20 protein-coding genes are annotated in these 19886 nt (G+C 60.1%); 17 read left to right on the forward strand and 3 right to left on the reverse strand.

The features are described from left to right. Positions 1-60: 60 nt before the first annotated feature. The gene (locus ASC74_RS17330) at positions 61-1059 is read left to right on the forward strand and encodes a LysR family transcriptional regulator (protein WP_056742721.1); all 999 of its coding nucleotides are present in this window, start codon (positions 61-63) and stop codon (positions 1057-1059) included. Between the two features lie 118 nt (positions 1060-1177). Here ASC74_RS17330 and ASC74_RS17335 read toward each other — a convergent pair whose 3' ends face one another. Next, on the reverse strand, positions 1178-1585 hold the full coding sequence (locus ASC74_RS17335; RefSeq protein ID WP_056742723.1) for a PA2817 family protein: 408 nt from the start codon (positions 1583-1585) through the stop codon (positions 1178-1180). A gap of 83 nt (positions 1586-1668) precedes the next feature. After that, on the reverse strand, positions 1669-4116 hold the full coding sequence (locus ASC74_RS17340; protein WP_056742726.1) for an acyl-CoA dehydrogenase: 2448 nt from the start codon (positions 4114-4116) through the stop codon (positions 1669-1671). Between the two features lie 249 nt (positions 4117-4365). On the opposite strand from ASC74_RS17340, the gene ASC74_RS17345 reads away from it, so the two are divergent. The 4 genes from ASC74_RS17345 to ASC74_RS17360 all read left to right on the forward strand — a co-directional run bounded on the left by ASC74_RS17345 (position 4366) and on the right by ASC74_RS17360 (position 7534). Further along, entirely contained in the window at positions 4366-5025 is a 660-nt protein-coding gene (locus ASC74_RS17345) for a transglutaminase-like domain-containing protein (protein ID WP_056742728.1), read from the forward strand. A gap of 43 nt (positions 5026-5068) precedes the next feature. Beyond that, positions 5069-5692, forward strand: a complete 624-nt coding sequence (locus ASC74_RS17350; RefSeq protein ID WP_056742730.1) for a glutathione S-transferase family protein — start codon at positions 5069-5071, stop codon at positions 5690-5692. A gap of 133 nt (positions 5693-5825) precedes the next feature. Continuing rightward, complete coding sequence (locus tag ASC74_RS17355) at positions 5826-6758, forward strand: ABC transporter ATP-binding protein (protein WP_008152392.1); 933 nt, start codon at positions 5826-5828, stop codon at positions 6756-6758. After that, the gene (locus tag ASC74_RS17360; RefSeq protein ID WP_056742732.1) at positions 6755-7534 is read left to right on the forward strand and encodes an ABC transporter permease; all 780 of its coding nucleotides are present in this window, start codon (positions 6755-6757) and stop codon (positions 7532-7534) included. The genes ASC74_RS17355 and ASC74_RS17360 overlap by 4 nt, the downstream gene beginning before the upstream one ends. A gap of 101 nt (positions 7535-7635) precedes the next feature. On the opposite strand, the gene ASC74_RS17365 is transcribed toward ASC74_RS17360, so the two are convergent. Then, entirely contained in the window at positions 7636-8154 is a 519-nt protein-coding gene (locus ASC74_RS17365) for a DUF2062 domain-containing protein (protein ID WP_056742733.1), read from the reverse strand. A 135-nt stretch (positions 8155-8289) separates the two neighbouring features. Between ASC74_RS17365 and ASC74_RS17370 the strand changes: the two genes are divergently transcribed. From ASC74_RS17370 to ASC74_RS17425, 12 genes are all read left to right on the forward strand, one after another. Next, positions 8290-10512 (forward strand): DNA internalization-related competence protein ComEC/Rec2, encoded by a 2223-nt coding sequence (locus tag ASC74_RS17370; RefSeq protein ID WP_056742735.1) that lies wholly within the window; start codon positions 8290-8292, stop codon positions 10510-10512. A 98-nt stretch (positions 10513-10610) separates the two neighbouring features. Next, positions 10611-11246 (forward strand): MotA/TolQ/ExbB proton channel family protein, encoded by a 636-nt coding sequence (locus ASC74_RS17375; protein WP_046049059.1) that lies wholly within the window; start codon positions 10611-10613, stop codon positions 11244-11246. Further along, positions 11243-11674, forward strand: a complete 432-nt coding sequence (locus ASC74_RS17380) for an ExbD/TolR family protein (RefSeq protein WP_056742736.1) — start codon at positions 11243-11245, stop codon at positions 11672-11674. The genes ASC74_RS17375 and ASC74_RS17380 overlap by 4 nt, the downstream gene beginning before the upstream one ends. Continuing rightward, complete coding sequence (gene lpxK, locus ASC74_RS17385) at positions 11674-12684, forward strand: tetraacyldisaccharide 4'-kinase (protein WP_056742737.1); 1011 nt, start codon at positions 11674-11676, stop codon at positions 12682-12684. The genes ASC74_RS17380 and lpxK overlap by 1 nt, the downstream gene beginning before the upstream one ends. A 23-nt stretch (positions 12685-12707) precedes the next feature. After that, positions 12708-12893, forward strand: a complete 186-nt coding sequence (locus ASC74_RS17390) for a Trm112 family protein (protein ID WP_007945752.1) — start codon at positions 12708-12710, stop codon at positions 12891-12893. Continuing rightward, positions 12890-13654 carry a 3-deoxy-manno-octulosonate cytidylyltransferase gene (gene kdsB, locus ASC74_RS17395; protein ID WP_046049062.1) on the forward strand — a complete coding sequence of 255 codons (765 nt, stop codon included), beginning with the start codon at positions 12890-12892 and terminating at the stop codon, positions 13652-13654. The genes ASC74_RS17390 and kdsB overlap by 4 nt, the downstream gene beginning before the upstream one ends. Next, on the forward strand, positions 13654-14118 hold the full coding sequence (locus ASC74_RS17400; RefSeq protein WP_046049063.1) for a low molecular weight protein-tyrosine-phosphatase: 465 nt from the start codon (positions 13654-13656) through the stop codon (positions 14116-14118). The genes kdsB and ASC74_RS17400 overlap by 1 nt, the downstream gene beginning before the upstream one ends. Further along, entirely contained in the window at positions 14115-15134 is a 1020-nt protein-coding gene (murB, locus tag ASC74_RS17405) for a UDP-N-acetylmuramate dehydrogenase (RefSeq protein ID WP_056742738.1), read from the forward strand. The genes ASC74_RS17400 and murB overlap by 4 nt, the downstream gene beginning before the upstream one ends. A 246-nt stretch (positions 15135-15380) precedes the next feature. Next, positions 15381-15854, forward strand: coding sequence for a (2Fe-2S)-binding protein (locus tag ASC74_RS17410; RefSeq protein ID WP_056742739.1), 474 nt, complete (start codon positions 15381-15383; stop codon positions 15852-15854). Continuing rightward, positions 15851-18175 (forward strand): xanthine dehydrogenase family protein molybdopterin-binding subunit, encoded by a 2325-nt coding sequence (locus tag ASC74_RS17415; RefSeq protein ID WP_056742741.1) that lies wholly within the window; start codon positions 15851-15853, stop codon positions 18173-18175. Before ASC74_RS17410 ends, ASC74_RS17415 begins: the two co-directional genes overlap by 4 nt. After that, positions 18175-19158, forward strand: coding sequence for an XdhC family protein (locus ASC74_RS17420; protein ID WP_056742743.1), 984 nt, complete (start codon positions 18175-18177; stop codon positions 19156-19158). Before ASC74_RS17415 ends, ASC74_RS17420 begins: the two co-directional genes overlap by 1 nt. After that, positions 19155-19745: a nucleotidyltransferase family protein gene (locus tag ASC74_RS17425; RefSeq protein WP_056742745.1), complete on the forward strand. Its 591-nt coding sequence runs from the start codon at positions 19155-19157 to the stop codon at positions 19743-19745. Before ASC74_RS17420 ends, ASC74_RS17425 begins: the two co-directional genes overlap by 4 nt. Positions 19746-19886: the final 141 nt, after the last annotated feature.

The following is a 19886-nucleotide window of genomic DNA, read 5'->3' on the forward strand; positions in this document are numbered from 1 at the left end:
TATTATATGAAGCGTGGAATTGCGTGATAATCCGTTCAAACATCAAAGGACTGTTGCGCTGTGAGCATAAATCTTCCACTTCCGCTGCTCGGTGAAATGGCGATCTTCGTCAAGGTTGTCGAGACCGGCAGCTTCTCCGAGGCTGCTCGCCAGTTGGGTTCTTCACCCTCGGCAGTCAGTCGCAGCATTTCGCGTCTGGAGAAGGCACTCGCCACCCGTTTGCTGCAGCGAACCACGCGCAAGTTGCGCTTGAGCGACGGTGGCGAAGAGGTGTTCAAGCGTTGCCAGGAGATGGTCAGCGCAGCCAAGTCGGTGATGGAAATCAGCGGTCAGTTCACCCATGAAGCGGAAGGACTGGTGCGCGTCAGTGTGCCGAAGGCAGTGGGGCGGTTCGTGATTCATCCGCATATGCCGGAATTTCTGCGGCGTTATCCCAAAGTGGATGTGGAGCTGTTGCTTGAGGACCGCCAGGTGGATTTGATCGACGACAACGTTGATCTGGCGATTCGCATTACTGATCGGCCACCCGCTGGACTGGTCGGTCGGCAATTGCTGACCATCGATCATTTGCTCTGTGCAACGCCGCAATACCTGGCCGAACACGGCACACCGACCCACCCTCACGACTTGCTCAATCACAGCTGCATCTATCTGGGCGAAACGCCGAGCGATGCACGCTGGAAATTCAAGAAAGGCAGCAAGGCTGTCACCGTTGGCGTGCGCGGACGGTATGCGGCCAATCACACCGGCGTACGGTTGGGCGCAGTGTTGCAGCACATCGGAATTGGCAGCCTGCCGTACTTCACCGCACGTTATGCGCTGGAGCAGGGGCTGATCGTGCAGGTGTTGCCCGACTGGACCTTCCTGGCGTCTTACCACGGCGGTGCCTGGCTGCTGCATTCGCCGACCCGTTATCTGCCACCGAAGTTGCGGGTGTTGATCGACTATCTGGTGGAGTGCCTGGAGAAGGAGCCGACCCTGAGCAAGCCGGGCAAGCCCAGTGCTTTGGGAAAAGTCTCTGCGCAGTATGAGTTGCCCGAGAGTGATGGGTTGCTTTGACTGGCCTCATCGCGAGCTTGCTCGCGATGGCGTCAGCCCAGCCACCACATCTTTCGGCAATGCCAAAAAAAGGCCCGCATGTTCAACCATGCGGGCCTTTTGCATTTCTGACCGGGGATCAGTGCTTGCTGTCGTCTTTCGACATCGCCAGCAGCTGTTTTTCCTGGTTCCAGTCGAACGGTTCATCGTTTTGTTCAGCTTCGAAACGACGTTCTTCCAGCGCCTGATACAAGTCGATTTCATCGTCGGGCATGTAATGCAGGCAGTCACCGGCGAAGTACCACAGCAGGTCGCGCGGGACCAGGTGAACGATTTGCGGGTAGCGGGTAATCACCTGGCACAGAATGTCCTGGCCCAGGTATTGGCTTTCGATCGGGTCGACCGGCAGCAACGCACGCAGTTCGTCGAAGCGCTCCAGGAACAAGGCATGGCTTTCTTCGGGAACCTGTTCGGCCTCACCTACGGCGACCAGGATGCTGCGCAGGTGGTCGAGCAAGACAAGATGATCGGCAACGACATTGGACACGAGATAAGTCCTCAAGAGCAAAACGGGCGCGGGAGTATAAAGCGCCCGCGCCCTTTTTTACATGGTGGAGGACGCAGGATGGATCAGCGGACCTTTCCTTTGCCCAGCGCCAGCTCCTTTTTGTCGAAATCATCGACATCAATCACCTTGCGCCGCGCCGCTTCGGCGTTACGCAGGGTCTGCGCTTCCCCAGGCTGCAACACACCAGCCTCAAGCGCTGCATCGATGACGTGTTCCCCTGCGACCGGTTTGACCTGACCGCTTTTGAGTGCGATATGAAGCTTTTTGCGCAACGGTTGCGCGGCACTCAGCAGGTTACACGCATGTTGCAGGGCGCCGACCGGGTCATCAGTGGATTGCGGTCGGTAGCAACCGCCGAGCAACTCTTCCAGGGTCGGATCGCCCTTGGCGCGGCCGATCACCGCCGCCACTTCGGCGCCGAGTTTGTCCGATGGCCCTTTGTGACGACGACCGAACGGGAACACGATCACCCGCAACAGGCAACCCAACACCTTGTTCGGGAAGTTGGTCAGCAGTTCATCCAGCGCTCGTTCCGACTGACCCAGGCTTTCTTCCATGGCCCAGGTAAACAGCGGTGCCATGTGTTCCGGTGAATCGAGGTCGTGGTAACGCTTGAGTGCGGCGGAGGCGAGATACATGTTGCTGAGCACATCCCCAAGACGCGCCGACAGACGTTCGCGTCGTTTCAATTCGCCACCCAGCAGCATCATGCTCAGGTCAGCGAGCATGGCGAACGCAGCAGCCTGGCGGTTGAGGGCGCGGAAGTAGCCTTGGCTGAGCTTGTCGCCTGGCGCGTGTTCGAAGTGACCGAAACCAAGGTTCAGCACCAGCGTGCTGGCGGCGTTACTCACGGCGAAACCGATGTGCTTGAGCAGCAGGCCATCAAATTCGGTGAGGGCCTGATCCTTGTCTTCACGACCGGCGAGGGCCATTTCCTTAAGTACGAAGGGATGGCAGCGAATCGCACCCTGACCGAAGATCATCAGGTTGCGCGAGAGAATGTTCGCACCTTCCACGGTGATGAAAATCGGCGCGCCGTTCCATTTGCGACCGAGGTAGTTGTTCGGCCCCATGATGATCGCTTTGCCGCCATGCACATCCATCGCCTGGCTGATGCATTCGCGGCCTCGTTCGGTGAGGTGGTATTTGAGAATCGCCGACAGCACCGACGGTTTCTCGCCGAGATCCACAGCGTTGGCGGTCAGCATCCGCGCGGCATCCATCATCCAGGCGTTGCCGCCGATGCGCGCCATGGCTTCCTGAATGCCTTCGAAAGCCGCAATCGGCACATTGAACTGCTCGCGAATCTGGGCGTACTGGCCTGTCACCAGGCTGGTGAACTTGGCCATACCGGTGCCCACCGCCGGCAGGGAAATGGAGCGCCCGACCGACAGGCAATTCATCAGCATCATCCAGCCCTTGCCGAGCATTTCCTGGCCGCCGATGAGGAACTCCAACGGCACGAACACATCCTTGCCGGAGTTCGGACCATTCATGAACGCCGCACCCAGGGGCAGGTGGCGACGACCGATTTCCACACCGGCGATATCGGTTGGAATCAGTGCCAGACTGATGCCCAGGTCTTCCTCCTCTCCCAGTAAGTGATCCGGGTCATAGGCCTTGAACGCGAGGCCGAGAAGGGTGGCGACAGGACCCAGTGTGATGTAACGCTTTTCCCAGTTCAGGCGCAGGCCCAAGGTTTCCTTGCCTTCCCATTCACCTTTGCAGATGATTCCGGTGTCGGGCATGCCTCCAGCGTCGGAACCGGCCAGTGGCCCGGTTAATGCGAAGCACGGGATGTCGTCACCGCGCGCCAGTCGTGGCAGGTAATGGTTGCGTTGTTCGTCAGTGCCGTAATGCAGCAACAGTTCGGCCGGGCCGAGGGAGTTGGGGACCATCACGGTGGACGCGAGATCGCCGCTGTGGCTCGCCAGTTTCATCGCCACTTGAGAGTGGGCATAGGCCGAGAAACCCTTGCCGCCAAACTCTTTGGGAATGATCAGGGCGAAGAAGCCTTGTTCCTTGATGTAAGCCCAGGCTTCGGCCGGCAAGTCCATGGTTTGACCGAGCTGCCAGTCGCTGACCATGGAGCAGAGTACTTCGGTCGGGCCGTCGATGAAGGCCTGTTCTTCTTCGCTCAACTGCACTTTTGGATAGGACAGCAGTTTGTTCCAGTCCGGGCGACCGCTGAACAGTTCGCCGTCCCACCACACGGTGCCGGCTTCAATGGCGTCTCGTTCGGTTTCCGACATCGGCGGCAGGGTTTTCTGGAACCAGCTGAACAGCGGCGCGCTGAAAAATTTGCGGCGCAGGTCGGGCAACAACAATGGCGCAGCCACCGCCGCGATCAACACCCAGAAAATCAGCAACAGCCAGCCTGGCGCGCGGCTGAAAGCGCCCATCGCCACCACGTAAACGGCAACGATGCACAGGGCGGGCAGCGGCGCGACACGACGGTGGGCTAAATAAGCAATCCCGACAACCAGAACCAGTATCCACAACAGCAGCATATTTAATCCTCCGTGAAACCAGGGCAAAACCAACTTTCAGAGCTTAGACGGCATCCGCAAAACAGGGGGGGCAGAGCGATGTGATTGAATTCGTGGGAAACCATGGATGAGTTTTGTAGGCCCGGTGGGCAACAGACCTAGGAAATCGTTCGTTGGGCGGGCGGCAAAGCGTCCATGTTTGGCCGAAACGTCGTTATCTCTGTGCTGAACGTGTCGCTAGACTCGTGGCTTCCCCAGGAGATTGTTCTCATGCACGAGTATCTGAGTCCCGGCCGCTTCATCGATAGTGACCACCCGTCGGTGGTGGAGTTCGCCGAAAAACATCGCGGCAGCTGTCGCGATCCTCTAGAGCAGGCGATCAATCTCTATTACGCCGTGCGCGAAGCCGTGCGTTACAACCCTTACACCTTCAGTCGCGACCCAAATACCTTGCGCGGCAGTTATGCGTTGGCGGCGAGGGAGAGTTATTGCGTGCCCAAAGCCACGCTGCTGGCAGGTGCAGCTCGGCATTGCGGGATTCCCGCGCGGATCGGTCTGGCAGATGTACGCAATCATTTATCGACGCCGCGGTTGCACGAGTTGCTCAAGAGTGACGTGTTCGCCATGCACGGCTATACGGAGCTGTATCTGAACGGCCGCTGGGTCAAAGCCACGCCAGCGTTCAACCAAGGCTTGTGCGAACTGTTCAATGTCGCACCACTGGAATTCGACGGCATCAACGACAGCGTTTTCCATCCATTCAATCGCGACGGCGAGCAATTGATGGAATACCTGATCGACCACGGCCAGTTCACCGACGTGCCTGAAGCGTTCTTTTTCGAGCACCTTGAGAAGTGCTATCCGCATCTGTTCAGCGACACACTGCCCGCGCTGCTGGGTGACATGCAGAGCGATTTGAGTCGCGCCTGATCCGGCGTATGCTGCCTGCGCATTCATCCATAAAGAGGCGGTCATGCTGAAGATCTGGGGTCGGAAAAACTCGTCGAATGTCAGAAAACCGTTGTGGGCCGCCGAGGAGCTGGGCCTGGCTTATGAAGCCATCGACGCCGGTGGCGCCTTTGGTGTAGTCGATACACCGCAGTACCGGGCGATGAACCCCAATGGTCGCGTGCCGGTGATTGAAGACGATGGTTTCGTGCTGTGGGAATCCAACACCATCGTGCGTTACCTGATGGCTCGTCACGCCAACGGCACCGCCTGGTATCCAGAGGATCTGCAGACCCGGGCCTCTGCCGACAAGTGGATGGACTGGACCACTTCAAGTTTTGCCGGGCCGTTTCGAACGGTGTTCTGGGGTGTGTTACGTACACCGGAAAGTCAACAGGACTGGCCGGCCATCAACGCCGCGATCAAGGAGTGCGATGGCCTGCTGTCCATGGCCGATCAGGCGCTGGCGACCCAACCGTACCTGTCCGGCGATGAGATCGGCATGGGCGACATTCCTCTGGGCAGCTTCATTTATGCCTGGTTCGAGATGCCAATCGAGCGCGCGCCGCAGCCTCATCTGCAAGCCTGGTATGCACGTCTGAAACAGCGTCCGGCGTATCAGAAAGCGGTTATGACCGCGTTGACTTAATACTCACTATCGACACACTTGACTGTACTTGTGTGGCGGCGACAAGCACCATTGCGCTCGTGCGCCGCGGTTGTATTAGTCGCCGCCCGCCCTTAAATGTCCCTTTCTTCCCTTCTTGGTGCGTAAATCCGATATGAGTTCCGCTCTGTCCATCCGGCAGCTAACCAAAACCTACGGCAACGGTTTCCAGGCCCTGAGTGGTATCGATCTGGACGTCGCCGAAGGTGACTTTTTCGCCTTGCTCGGCCCTAACGGCGCCGGCAAATCCACGACCATCGGCATTCTCTCGACCCTGGTGAACAAGACCAGCGGGACGGTGAATATCTTCGGTCACGACCTGGACAAGAATCCTGCGCAGCTCAAGCGCTCCATCGGCGTGGTGCCTCAGGAATTCAACTTCAACCAGTTCGAAAAAACCTTCGACATCGTTGTGACCCAGGCCGGTTATTACGGCATCCCGCCGAAAATCGCCAAGGAACGCGCCGAGCAGTACCTGACCCAATTGGGCCTGTGGGACAAGCGCGATACGCCGTCGCGTTCACTGTCCGGCGGCATGAAACGTCGACTGATGATTGCCCGTGCGCTGGTTCACGAACCGCGCCTGCTGATCCTCGACGAACCGACGGCGGGGGTGGACATCGAACTGCGTCGCTCGATGTGGACGTTCCTCACCGAGCTGAACAAGAAAGGCATCACCATCATCCTCACCACCCACTACCTGGAAGAGGCTGAGCAGTTGTGCCGCAACATCGGCATCATCGACCACGGCACCATCGTCGAGAACACCAGTATGAAACAGTTGCTCGGCCAACTGCATGTGGAAACGTTCCTGCTCGACCTCAAGAACACTGTGCAAACCGCGCCGCAGTTGCTCGGATACCCGACCAAGCTGCTCGACAGCCACACCCTTGAAGTTCAGGTCGACAAGGCCATGGGCATCACCGCTCTGTTCACCCAATTGGCGCAGCAGAACATCGAAGTGTTGAGCCTGCGTAACAAAACCAATCGCCTCGAGGAGTTGTTCGTGTCCCTGGTGGAGAAAAATCTGTCGAAGGTGGCGGTATGAGTTCCGAGCTGCAACCCAACCTCGTTGCCCTCAACACCATCGTTTACCGAGAGGTCAAACGCTTTACCCGGATCTGGCCGCAGACGCTGCTGCCGCCGGCCATCACCATGGTTCTGTACTTCGTGATCTTCGGCAATCTGATCGGCCGGCAGATTGGTGACATGGGTGGCTTCACCTACATGGAGTACATCGTGCCAGGGCTGATCATGATGTCGGTGATCACCAACTCCTACGGCAACGTGGTCTCGAGTTTCTTCGGCAGCAAGTTCCAGCGCTCCATCGAAGAATTGATGGTGTCGCCCGTGTCGCCGCATACGATTCTGATCGGCTACACCCTCGGCGGCGTGCTGCGCGGCCTGATGGTCGGGGTCATCGTGACCATGCTGTCGCTGTTCTTCACCCAATTGCAGGTGCATCACTTGGGCGTGACCATTCTGGTGGTGGTGCTGACGGCGACGATCTTCTCGCTGCTGGGCTTCATCAACGCCGTGTTTGCGCGCAACTTCGATGACATCTCGATCATCCCGACGTTTGTGCTGACACCGCTGACCTACCTGGGCGGGGTGTTCTACTCGATCTCCTTGCTGCCACCGTTCTGGCAGACGGTGTCCCTGGCCAACCCGGTGCTGCACATGGTCAACGCCTTCCGTTACGGCATTCTTGGCGTTTCGGACATCAGGATCAGCGTGGCGATCACCTTCATGCTGGTGGCGACCGTGGTGTTGTACATCGGTTGCGCACGGCTGCTGGTCAGTGGTCGCGGGATGCGTACTTAAGGAAGACCGAGTCGCCTCCTTCGCGGGCAAGTCGGATCGCGAAGGCGTCAGCCCAGACACTGCAAAACAAACGGCCTCCAACAATGGAGGCCGTTTTGCGTTTACGACATCCGGTTTTTCTTGCGCCGCTTCCACTGCCGCCCGACCCACCAACGCCAGTACATCATGGTCAGGCAATAGGCGAGTGCGCCGAGCACCAGTCCCGTCACCACCGAGCCGAGTAAAAACGGCTGCCAAAGCGTCGAGAGTTCGCCGCTGATCCATTCCCAGGTCAGCTCGTCCGGCAAATGGCGAGTAGGAACGTCCATCAGCCAGGCACCGGTCTGGTAAGTGCAAAAGAACACCGCCGGCATGGTGATCGGGTTGGTCAGCCAGACCAGGCTGACCGCAATCGGCATGTTGCCGCGCACCATAATGGCGAGAATGGCGGCGACCAGCATCTGCAGCGGAATCGGCAGGAACGCCGCGAACAGACCCACCGCCATGGCCCGTGCGACGGAATGGCGGTTGAGGTGCCAGAGGTTCGGGTCATGCAGCAGGGTCCCGAGAAAGCGTAAGGACTTGTGTTCCCTGATGCTGATCGGGTCTGGCATGTAACGTTTGAATAAGCGCCGGGGCATAAGGCTTCTCGGTCGGTTAAGGCGGCAAGTATGTCTGGATTCTATGCACCGCCCATTCAGACTTTGTGACAATTAATAACGATGCCTGTGCGATTAGCCGGCTATGCCTAGGAGGGGACTCTCAAGGACGGGCGTATGCGCACAGGGATGATGGCGCTGGCGTTGGGTCTGTTGATCCTGCGTTTTTTACCGGTATTACCGCCGGTCTGGTTATGGATGTTGCTGCCGGTAATCGGTTTGATGTTGCTGCCGTTTCGCAGCTATCCACTGGCATTTTTCCTGTTCGGCTTCAGTTGGGCAGGCGCGAATGCACAGTGGGCGCTGGATGATCGGCTGCCGGTGAGCCTCGATGGCGAAACCCGTTGGGTCGAAGGTCGGGTGACGGGATTGCCCCAGAACAATGAGGCCGTCGTGCGTTTCGAGTTGGCGGACGCCCGGTCGCGACACGGCAAGGTGCCGAAACTGCTGCGCCTGGCCTGGTATGACGGGCCGCCGGTCAACAGCGGCGAACAGTGGCGACTGGCGGTCAAGTTGAAGCGTCCTGCGGGGCTGCTCAATCCCCATGCCTTCGATTACGACGCCTGGCTGTTGGCGCAACGTATCGGCGCTACCGGGACAGTCAAGGCTGGCGAGCGGCTCAAGGAAGCCCAATGGGCCTGGCGCGACGGCATCCGTCAGCGCTTGCAGGCCGTGGATGCCCAGGGGCGAACGGGTGCGCTGACGGCGTTGGTGCTGGGGGATGGCGCCGGACTGAGTCGCGAAGACTGGCAGGTGCTGCAAGACACCGGCACCGTCCATCTGTTGGTGATTTCCGGCCAACACGTCGGTTTGTTGGCAGGGCTGGTGTATCTGTTGATCGCCGGGCTGGCCCGTTATGGCCTGTGGCCGAAACGCTTGCCTTGGCTGCCGTGGGCCTGTGGACTGGCGTTCGCGGCCGCTCTCGGTTACGGGCTGCTGGCCGGTTTCGAGGTGCCGGTGCGGCGGGCCTGTGTGATGATCGGCCTGGTGCTGTTGTGGCGCCTGCGATTTCGTCACCTCGGCGCCTGGTGGCCGCTGTTGCTGGCGCTCGACGGTGTTTTGCTGCTGGATCCGCTGGCGAGCCTGCAACCGGGTTTCTGGCTGTCGTTCGCGGCGGTGGCGGTGTTGATCTTCACCTTCGGTGGTCGGCTGGGCCCATGGCGTTGGTGGCAAACGTGGACCCGCGCCCAATGGCTGATCGCGATCGGTCTGTGCCCGTTGCTGCTGGTGCTCGGGTTGCCGATCAGTCTCAGCGGGCCGGTGGCCAATTTGCTCGCGGTGCCGTGGATCAGTCTGGTCGTGCTGCCTCCGGCATTGCTGGGGACGTTGTTTTTACCCCTTCCTTACGTGGGCGAAGGGTTGCTGTGGTTGGCAGGAGGTTTGATCGACCTTTTGTTCAAGGGCCTGACGCTGATGGCCGGGTATTTACCCGCGTGGGTGCCGGTGGCTATCCCGTTGTGGGTATGGGCACTGGGAGCACTCGGTGCCTTTCTACTATTAATGCCTCGGGGTGTGCCGTTTCGCTCGTTGGGTTGGCCGATGCTGCTGTTGCTGGTCTTTCCACCCCGGCAGGTCTTGCCTGAAGGCATCGCGGAAGTCTGGCAGCTGGATGTCGGCCAGGGTTTGGCCATCCTGGTGCGTACCCGTCATCACACACTGTTGTATGACACCGGACCACGTTTCGGCGATTTCGACCTGGGCGAGCGGGTGGTGCTGCCGACTTTACGCAAACTGGGTGTGGAGGGACTCGATTTGATGCTGATCAGCCATGCCGACGCCGATCACGCGGGTGGCGCCCGGGCCGTTGCCAATGGCCTGCCGGTGAAACGAGTGGTCAGTGGCGATCCCCTGGCGCTGCCGCCCGAGTTGCAGGCAGAAGGCTGCGAGAGTGGCAAGCAATGGGTCTGGGATGATGTGAGGTTCCAGCTCTGGCAATGGTCTTCGGCTAGCGACAGCAATCAAAAATCCTGCGTTCTGCAGATAGAAGCCAACGGTGAGCGTCTGTTATTGACAGGTGATATAGACGCCGCAGCCGAGCGGGCGCTGCTCGACAGTCCACTGGCCGTCACCACCGATTGGTTGCAGGCACCGCACCATGGCAGTCGCAGTTCATCTTCCATGGCGCTGCTTACCGGGCTGCAACCCAAAGCAGTGCTGATCTCCCGCGGCCAGGGCAATTCATTCGGTCATCCTCATCCCACGATCATGGCGCGCTATCGAAAGCGCGGCATATCGATCCATGACAGCGCCGAACAGGGTGCCATCCGTCTGCAACTGGGACGCTTCAAGCCGCCATGGACGATGCGTCAAGAACGGCGTTTCTGGCGCTCTGCGCAGTAGCCCGGAATGATTAAAGACCGACTGGATGCGACATCACGGTCTTCGGTGCGCTCACCCCCTATGTTAGAGTGGCGCACTTTTTCGAGGGGACTGTCACTGTGTGGGAATTGGTCAAATCCGGCGGATGGATGATGATACCGATCATTCTGAGTTCCATCGCAGCCATGGCGATCGTCGCCGAACGTCTCTGGACCCTGCGAGCCAGCCGTGTGACCCCGGAGCATTTGCTCGGGCAGGTCTGGGTCTGGATCAAGGACAAACAACTCAATAAAGACAAACTCAAGGAACTGCGCGCCAACTCGCCGTTGGGCGAGATCCTGGCTGCCGGCCTGGCCAACTCCAGGCATGGTCGCGAGATCATGAAAGAGTGCATTGAAGAAGCCGCAGCGCGGGTTATTCACGAGCTCGAACGCTACATCAATGCGCTGGGCACTATCGCCGCCATGGCCCCGTTGCTGGGTCTGTTGGGGACGGTGTTGGGCATGATCGATATCTTCAGCGCATTCATGGGCTCGGGCATGACCACCAATGCCGCCGTGTTGGCCGGTGGTATCTCCAAGGCGCTGATAACCACAGCCGCAGGCCTGATGGTCGGTATCCCGTCGGTGTTCTTCCACCGTTTCCTGCAACGCCGGATCGATGAACTGGTGGTGGGCATGGAGCAGGAAGCAATCAAACTGGTCGAAGTGGTACAGGGCGATCGTGATGTTGACCTGAATGGGGGCAAAGCGTGAAATTCCGCCGCAAGCAACGGGAGAATGTGGACATCAACCTCGCGTCGCTGATCGACGTAGTGTTCATCCTGCTGCTGTTTTTCGTTGTCACCACCACGTTTACCCGTGAAACCCAGTTGCGCGTCGATCTGCCGGAAGCGGTCAGCGGTTCGCCTGCCGAAGACCAGCAGGTCAAACACCTGGACGTTGCCATCAGTGCCGAAGGCGTGTTTTCGGTGAACAACCAATTGTTGCCGAAAAACGATCTGGCCACCCTGATGGATGCACTGCAGAAAGAGTCCAGTGGCGATACCAATCTGCCGCTGTCCATCAGCGCCGACGGCAAGACTCAGCATCAGTCTGTCATCACCGCCATGGACGCCGCCGGTAAACTCGGTTTCAGCCACCTGCGCATGACCACAGTCGAGGCGGCGCCGCCCGCACCTTGATGGCCATGTCCGATCGCTTGCTCGCCGCGTGGTACCAAGGTCATCCGGCCTTGAAGCTGTTGCAGCCGCTGGAGTGGCTGTATCGGCGCGTGGTTATGAACAAGCGCAAGCGTTTTCTGGCGGGTGAGGGCGAGATCTATCAACCACCGGTGCCGCTGATCGTAGTGGGTAATATCACCGTCGGCGGCACCGGCAAGACGCCGCTGATTCTGTGGATGATCCAGCACTGCCAGCGCAGCGGTTTGCGGGTCGGCGTGGTCAGTCGGGGTTACGGCGCCAAACCGCCGCAACTGCCTTGGCGGATTGAGGCGGATCAAAGCGCCGATATTGCAGGCGACGAACCGCTGTTGATCGTCCAGCGTACCGGCGTTCCGTTGATGATCGACCCCGACCGCAGCAGCGCCGTCAAAGCCCTGCTGGCGAGTGAGCCACTGGACCTGATCCTGTCCGACGACGGCATGCAGCATTACCGATTGGCCCGCGACCTTGAACTGGTGCTGATCGACGCCGCCCGAGGTTTGGGCAACCAGCGCTGCCTGCCCGCCGGGCCGTTGCGTGAGCCGGCCGAGCGCCTGCAAAGCGTCGACGCGGTGCTCTACAACGGTGCCGATGCCGATCGCGACGGCGGTTTTGCCTTCCAGCTTCAACCCACCGAATTGATCAATCTGCAAAGTGGCGAACGGCGTCCCCTCGACCACTTTCCCGCTGGCCAGGCGCTGCACGCCGTGGCCGGGATTGGCAATCCGCAGCGTTTCTTCACAACCCTCGAAACGCTACACTGGCAGCCAGTCCCGCATGCGTTTGCCGACCACGCCGAATACAGCGTGCAGGCCTTGAATTTCACACCGTCATTGCCGTTGGTGATGACCGAAAAGGACGCGGTGAAGTGCCGCGCCTTCGCCGCCGCCGATTGGTGGTACCTGGCGGTCGATGCTGCGCCATCGCCGGCCTTCGTGGCCTGGTTCGATACGCAGTTGATGCGCCTGTTGCCGGCTCGTCTTTTGCCTTAAATCCATTTATCCAGGGAATGCTCATGGACACCAAATTGCTCGATATCCTCGCTTGCCCGGTCTGCAAAGGCCCGCTCAAGCTCAGCGCCGACAAAACCGAGCTGATCAGCAAGGGCGCAGGCCTGGCTTACCCGATTCGCGACGGCATCCCGGTGATGCTCGAAACCGAAGCCCGCACCCTGACCACCGACGAGCGTCTGGATAAATGACCACAGCCTTTACCGTTGTCATTCCATCGCGTTACGCCTCCACCCGCTTGCCGGGCAAACCGCTGCTGCTGATCGCCGGCAAGCCGATGATCCAGCACGTCTGGGAACAGGCGAGCAAAAGCAGTGCTCAGCGCGTGGTGGTTGCCACTGACGATGCGCGCATCGTCGAGGCCTGCAACGGGTTTGGCGCTGAAGTGGTGCTGACCCGCGAAGATCACAATTCCGGCACCGACCGTTTGGCCGAAGTCGCCGCGAAGCTGGGCCTGGCGCCCGACGCCATTGTGGTCAACGTTCAGGGTGACGAACCGCTGATCCCGCCAAGCGTGATCGATCAGGTTGCCGCCAACCTGGCCGCCCACACCGAAGCGCGCATGGCCACGCTGGCCGAGCCGATCGAAGACGTGGAAACCCTGTTCAATCCCAATGTGGTCAAGGTTGTCAGCGACCTTAATGGCCTGGCGTTGACCTTCAGTCGTGCCACGTTGCCGTGGGCCCGGGACGCGTTCGCCAAAAGCCGCGAGCAATTGCCGGAAGGCGTGCCGTATCGTCGGCACATCGGTATCTATGCCTATCGCGCCGGTTTCCTGCATGACTTCGTTAGCTGGGGCCCGTGCTGGCTGGAAAATACCGAATCCCTGGAACAGCTGCGTGCCTTGTGGCACGGCGTGCGGATTCACGTTGCCGACGCGCTGATCGCACCGCCGACCGGCGTCGATACCGTGGAAGACCTTGAGCGCGTTCGTCGCCTGCTGGAGGCCTGATGCGGGTTTTGTTCGTCTGCCTGGGCAACATCTGCCGTTCGCCCACGGCTGAAGGCGTGTTGCGACACAAACTGCGCGAAGCGGGGCTGGCCGATCAAATCGAAGTCGCCTCCGCTGGCACCGGTGACTGGCACGTCGGCAAAGCCCCGGACAAGCGCAGCCAGGCGGCGGCCAAGCTGCGCGGTTATGACCTGTCCGCTCAGCGCGCCCAGCAAGTGTCCCGCGCCGATTTCGCCACCTACGACCTGATTCTGGCGATGGACCACAGCAACCTGCGCAACCTGAAAGCCTTGCAACCGGCCAAGGGCAAGGCCGAACTGGACCTGTTCCTGCGTCGCTATCAGTCGGAAATCGATGAAGTGCCGGATCCGTATTACGACGGCGACCAAGGCTTCGAGCAGGTGCTGGACCTGATCGAGCGCGCCAGTGATTTGCTGGTGATCGAATTGAAGGGACGGTTATGAGTTTGCAGGTGCGCGCCCAGGTTTCGCTCAAACCGTTCAACAGCTTTGGCGTCGACGTTCAAGCCCGGCTGTTTGCCGAAGCCCACAACGATGCAGACGTGCGTGAAGCCCTGGCTTACGCGGTGGAACATGACGTGCCGCTGCTGGTGATTGGCGGTGGCAGCAACCTGCTGCTGACGGCCGATATCCAGTCGCTGGTGCTGCGCATGGCCACGCGCGGGATTCGCATCCTGAGCGACGACGGCAGCAAAGTCGTGATCGAAGCCGAGGCCGGCGAGCCTTGGCATCCGTTCGTGCAGCACACCCTGGCGCAGGGTTTGTCGGGGCTGGAGAACCTCAGTCTGATTCCCGGCACCGTCGGCGCGGCACCGATGCAGAACATCGGCGCCTATGGTGTGGAGATCAAAGACGTATTCGCCGGCCTGACTGCGCTGGATCGCCAGACCGGCAACCTGCGGGACTTCACCCTGGAAGAATGCAACTTCGCCTACCGCGACAGCCTGTTCAAGCAGGAACCGGGGCGTTGGTTGATCCTGCGGGTTCGGTTCATCCTGGACCGCGCCGCGCACCTGCATCTGGAATACGGACCGGTGCGCCAGCGCCTGACCGAGCAAGGTATCGATCACCCGACCGCCACCGATGTCAGCCAGGCGATATGCAGCATCCGCAATGAAAAGCTTCCAGACCCGGCAGTGCTGGGCAATGCCGGCAGCTTCTTCAAGAATCCGTTGGTGCCAGCGGCGCTCGTCGCGCAACTCAAAGGTGAATACCCGGATCTGGTGGCCTACGCGCAACCCGACGGGCAGATGAAACTGGCGGCGGGCTGGCTGATCGAACGGGCCGGCTGGAAAGGTTTCCGTGATGCCGACGCCGGTGTGCATAAATTGCAGGCGTTGGTGCTGGTCAACTACGGCAACGCGACCGGTCTGCAATTGCTGAACCTGGCACAACGCATCCAGAAAGACATTTCAGAACGTTTTCATGTTGACCTGGAAATGGAGCCCAATCGGTATTGAGGCTACGCTTTCAAGACTGATCTCAAAGCCCTGCACACGTTTAACGGTGCAGGGCTTTTTTGTTAATGCTGGGTTAACTTAGCCACCTAACGATGCAAACGTTTGCTCCACCAAAGGCCCGATGCAGGCGCTATCGTCCGCATAAGAGAGCCTCATTAGCCTGAGCCGATCTGCGTGATGCCAACCGCCAACCCCACTGGCGGCAGATTGCTCGACCCCATAACCAATAACTATGCGGGCGTGCCCATGAATACCCTGAAGCTTAACGGTCAAGACTACAAAATGGATGTGCCGGACGAGATGCCGCTGCTGTGGGCTATTCGCGATGTAGCGGGCGGCCATCCAGGCACGAAATTCGGTTGCGGCATGGGGCTGTGCGGTGCCTGTACGATTCATATCGACGGCCAGCCTGCGCGGGCGTGCATCACGCCGATCAGTTCCGTGAACGGGCAGAACGTCACCACCATCGACGAATTGCACCACGACCCGATCGGGCAAGTCGTCCAGCAAGCCTGGCTCGACACTGCCGTGGCCCAGTGCGGTTTCTGCCAGGGCGGGCAGATCATGTCGGCGACAGCGCTGCTCAAGACCAACCCGAACCCCAGCGACGAACAGATCGAAGAGGCGATGGTCGGCAACATTTGCCGCTGCGGCACGTACAACCGCATCAAGACCGCCATCCGCCAGGCATCCACTCACCTGAAGGAGGCCAAGGCATGAGCCAGTTACCGAATGATTTCGCGCTGAGCAACCTCAGTCGTCGCGGTTTCCTCAAAGGCGTTGGCGCCACCAGTGCGTTGGTTTTGGTGGCGAGTTGGGGCTGGCAAGACGCTTTCGCTGCGGAGAAAGAGAAGAAATTTTTCGGCGCCGATGGCATGCCCAACGGCTGGATCGACGATCCCAAGGTGTACGTCAGCATCGCCGCTGACGGCATAGTGACGGTGGTCTGCAACCGCTCGGAAATGGGCCAGGGTGTGCGCACCAGCCTGACGATGGTGGTGGCTGATGAGCTGGAAGCCGATTGGGCGATGATGAAGGTGCAACAGGCTCCGGGCGACGAAGTGCGTTTCGGCAACCAGGACACCGATGGCTCGCGCAGCATGCGCCACTGGTACGAGCCGATGCGTCGCTGCGGTGCTGCCGCGCGGACCATGCTTGAACAAGCCGCTGCAAATCAGTGGAAAGTGCCGGTCAGCGAATGCCATGCGCAACTGCATAAGGTCATCCATAAACCGTCCGGTCGTGAGCTGGGATACGGCGCCTTGGCCGCCGCTGCCGGTGCGTTGGCAGTGCCAGCGCGTGACAGCCTGCGACTCAAGCAACCGTCGGAATTCCGCTACATCGGCAAGGAAGGCACCAGGGCTATCGACGGTGCCGACATCGTCAATGGCCGCGCTATTTACGGTGCAGACGTACATTTCGACGGCATGCTCTACGCCACCATTGCGCGCCCAGCGGTGTACGGCGGCAAGGTTAAATCCGTGGACTCCAGCGCCGCGATGAAAGTCCCGGGCGTGATCAAGGTCGTGCAGATCGAAGGCCATCCGCTGCCGTCGGAGTTTCAGCCGTTGGGCGGCGTGGCCGTGGTGGCCAGCAATACCTGGGCGGCGATCAAGGGCCGCGAAGCGCTGAAAATCGAGTGGGATGATGGCCCCAACGCCAGTTACGACTCGATCGCCTACCGCAAGGAAATTGAGGCTGCATCCCTCAAACCCGGCAAAGTGGTGCGCAATACCGGCAACATCGACGAAGCCATGGGCAGTGCCAACAGCACGCTCGAAGCCTCCTATTACCTGCCGCACCTGACGCAGGCGCCCATGGAACCAATGGTCGCCATCGCCCGCTTCAAGGACGGTGTGTGCGAAGCCTGGGCCCCAAGCCAGGCACCTCAAGTCTCCCGTGAACGAATTGGCGAACGCCTTGGCATTCCGTTCGATAACGTCACCTTTAACGTCACCTTGCTGGGCGGTGGTTTCGGTCGTAAATCCAAACCGGACTTCATCATCGAAGCCGCGATCCTCGCCAAGGAATTCCCTGGCAAGGCAGTGCGGGTGCAATGGACCCGTGAAGACGACATCCACTGTTCCTATTTCCACACGGTGTCGGCCGAGTACCTGAAAGCCAGCCTGAACAAGGACGGCCTGCCGTCCGGCTGGTTGCACCGCACCGTGGCGCCAAGCATCACCGCGTTGTTTGCGCCGGGCATGAACCATGAGGCGGCCTTCGAGCTGGGCATGGGTTTTACCAACATGGCTTACGCGATTCCCAACGTGCGCCTGGAAAACCCGGAAGCGGCGATTCACACACGCGTCGGCTGGTATCGCTCGGTGTCGAACATTCCTCACGGGTTTGCGATTCAGAGCTTTGTCGATGAGCTGGCGCACAAGGCCGGCCAGGATCCTCTCAAGTACCAGATCAAGTTGCTCGGCCCGGACCGGCAGATCGATCCGCGCACCTTGAGTGAAGAGTGGAACTACGGCGAATCCCCCGAGCGTTATCCGATCGACACGGCGCGGATGCGCACGGTGCTGGAAACCGCCGCCAAAGCCGCCGGTTGGGGCCGCGAGTTGCCCAAGGGCCGAGGCCTGGGGCTGGCGGTGCATTACAGTTTCGTGACCTATGTGGCGGCGGTGATCGAGGTCGAAGTCAAAGACGACGGCACGCTGATCGTGCACAAGACCGACATCGCGGTGGATTGCGGTCCGCAGATCAACCCCGAGCGGATTCGTGCGCAGTTCGAAGGCGCCTGTGTCATGGGCCTGGGCAACGCTGTGCTGGGGGAAATCAGCTTCAAGGACGGCAAGGTCCAGCAGGACAACTTCCATATGTACGAAGTGGCGCGCATGTCCCTGGCACCGAAGGAGGTCGCGGTTCATCTAGTTACGCCGCTAGGCAACGTGCCATTGGGTGGTGTCGGTGAGCCGGGCGTACCACCGATCGCACCTGCGCTGTGCAACGCAATCTTTGCCGCCACCGGCAAGCGCATCCGGGACCTGCCGGTTCGCTATCAGCTGCAAGGTTGGCAGAAGGCGCAAGCCTGATGGACAGCGTCGATCTGAACGTCCTGCGCAGCGTGCTCGAATGGCGCCGCGCCGGTCAGCGGGTGGTGTTGTACAGCGTGGTCCAGACCTGGGGCACCGCGCCGCGAGCACCTGGCGCCATGCTGGCCTTGCGTGAAGATGGCGTGGTGATTGGCTCGGTGTCCGGCGGGTGTGTCGAGGACGATTTGATTGCCCGGCTGCACGACGGTCGTATTCCAGCCGATGGGCCGCCGGTGCAATTGATCACTTACGGCGTCACCCGCGAGGAGGCGGCACGCTTCGGTTTGCCGTGCGGTGGGACCTTGCGCCTGACCGAGGAACGGGTCGGCGACCCGGCTTGGGTCGCCAAGTTGCTGGCGCGCTGCGAGGCGCATGAAATCGTGGCTCGCTCACTCTGTGTCGAGACGGGTGAAGTCATGCTGCAACCGGCTGACAAGACGGATGTCCTGACGTTCGATGGCAAGACGTTGCGAGCCATTTACGGCCCACGCTGGCGGTTGCTGCTGATCGGTGCGGGGCAGTTGTCCCGGTATGTCGCCGAGATGGCGCGGCTGCTGGATTTCGAAGTGCTGATCTGCGATCCGCGCACCGAGTTCGTTTACGGCTGGGAAGAGCAGCACGGGCGATTTGTTTCGGGCATGCCCGATGACGCGGTGCTCAGCATCCAGACTGACGAGCGTACGGCCATCGTCGCGCTGACCCACGATCCTCGGCTCGATGACATGGCGCTGCTCACGGCGCTGGACTCCAAAGCGTTTTATGTCGGTGCGCTGGGTTCCCGGGCCAACAGCCTTAAGCGCCGGGATAACCTCGCTCAGCTAGGCTTGTCACATGAGGCAATCGAGCGGCTGCATGGTCCGATCGGTTTGCACATCGGCAGCCACACACCGGCGGAAATCGCCTTGTCGCTGCTGGCTGAAATCGTGGCGATCAAGAACGGCGTCGAGCTCAAGCAGAAGAAGCCGTTGCAGGAGGTGGTATGAGTGAACCGATCGGCGTCATCGTTTTGGCTGCGGGGCAGGGCAGTCGGTTTCGACAGGTGGCCGGTGCCGAGAGGGACAAGCTGGTGGCGGATTGCACGGGGCGCGAGGGTGCTGTTCATTCGATGATCGAGCAAGTGCTGGTGAATTTGCCGGCCGCCCTTGAGAAGCGCGTCCTGGTGACCACTGTGGATCGACCGCAAGTGATTCGCATGGCCAAGGCTTATGGCTGCGAGATTGTGCTGACCGAATCGACCGGCATGGGCGACAGCATCGCGGCCGGGGTGGCGGCGTGTCCGCAGCTTGGCGGCTGGCTGATTGTGCTGGGGGATATGCCGTTCATCCTTCCAGCGAGTATTGAACGTGTGGTGGCGGAGATTGCTGATGACGCCGTCAGTGTTCCGGTGCATCAAGGTGAGTTTGGGCATCCGGTGGGATTTGGGCGCAGCTTCGGTCCGGCGTTGATGGCGTTGTCCGGTGATCGCGGGGCCAAGGCGTTGTTTGCGCAGGCGAGGGTAGTCGAGGTGGTCGTGGACGATCCCGGGGTGTTGTGGGATGTGGATGTTCCACAGAAATTGATCTTCCGGTAGCCTCGACACAGATCCAATGTGGGAGCGGGCTTGCTCGCGAAAGCGGTGGCTCAGCTTGCATCAATGTTGAATGTTAAACCGCTTTCGCGAGCAAGCCCGCTCCCACATTGGATCACCGTGATATTTACGGGCATAAAAAAG

The sequence above is a fragment of the Pseudomonas sp. Root329 genome (genome assembly GCF_001424925.1).
In the GTDB taxonomy this organism is placed as follows: domain Bacteria; phylum Pseudomonadota; class Gammaproteobacteria; order Pseudomonadales; family Pseudomonadaceae; genus Aquipseudomonas; species Aquipseudomonas arabinosi.

Coding starts and splice junctions, on each gene's coding strand:
- ASC74_RS17415 (WP_056742741.1), top strand. CDS start 15,851: ATGAGCCAGTTACCGAATGATTTCGCGCTGAGCAACCTCAGTCGTCGC.
- ASC74_RS17360 (WP_056742732.1), top strand. CDS start 6,755: ATGAGTTCCGAGCTGCAACCCAACCTCGTTGCCCTCAACACCATCGTT.
- ASC74_RS17410 (WP_056742739.1), top strand. CDS start 15,381: ATGAATACCCTGAAGCTTAACGGTCAAGACTACAAAATGGATGTGCCG.
- ASC74_RS17400 (WP_046049063.1), top strand. CDS start 13,654: ATGCGGGTTTTGTTCGTCTGCCTGGGCAACATCTGCCGTTCGCCCACG.
- ASC74_RS17365 (WP_056742733.1), bottom strand. CDS start 8,154: ATGCCCCGGCGCTTATTCAAACGTTACATGCCAGACCCGATCAGCATC.
- ASC74_RS17370 (WP_056742735.1), top strand. CDS start 8,290: ATGCGCACAGGGATGATGGCGCTGGCGTTGGGTCTGTTGATCCTGCGT.
- ASC74_RS17390 (WP_007945752.1), top strand. CDS start 12,708: ATGGACACCAAATTGCTCGATATCCTCGCTTGCCCGGTCTGCAAAGGC.
- ASC74_RS17345 (WP_056742728.1), top strand. CDS start 4,366: ATGCACGAGTATCTGAGTCCCGGCCGCTTCATCGATAGTGACCACCCG.
- ASC74_RS17340 (WP_056742726.1), bottom strand. CDS start 4,116: ATGCTGCTGTTGTGGATACTGGTTCTGGTTGTCGGGATTGCTTATTTA.
- ASC74_RS17355 (WP_008152392.1), top strand. CDS start 5,826: ATGAGTTCCGCTCTGTCCATCCGGCAGCTAACCAAAACCTACGGCAAC.
- lpxK (WP_056742737.1), top strand. CDS start 11,674: ATGGCCATGTCCGATCGCTTGCTCGCCGCGTGGTACCAAGGTCATCCG.
- ASC74_RS17420 (WP_056742743.1), top strand. CDS start 18,175: ATGGACAGCGTCGATCTGAACGTCCTGCGCAGCGTGCTCGAATGGCGC.
- ASC74_RS17350 (WP_056742730.1), top strand. CDS start 5,069: ATGCTGAAGATCTGGGGTCGGAAAAACTCGTCGAATGTCAGAAAACCG.
- murB (WP_056742738.1), top strand. CDS start 14,115: ATGAGTTTGCAGGTGCGCGCCCAGGTTTCGCTCAAACCGTTCAACAGC.
- kdsB (WP_046049062.1), top strand. CDS start 12,890: ATGACCACAGCCTTTACCGTTGTCATTCCATCGCGTTACGCCTCCACC.
- ASC74_RS17425 (WP_056742745.1), top strand. CDS start 19,155: ATGAGTGAACCGATCGGCGTCATCGTTTTGGCTGCGGGGCAGGGCAGT.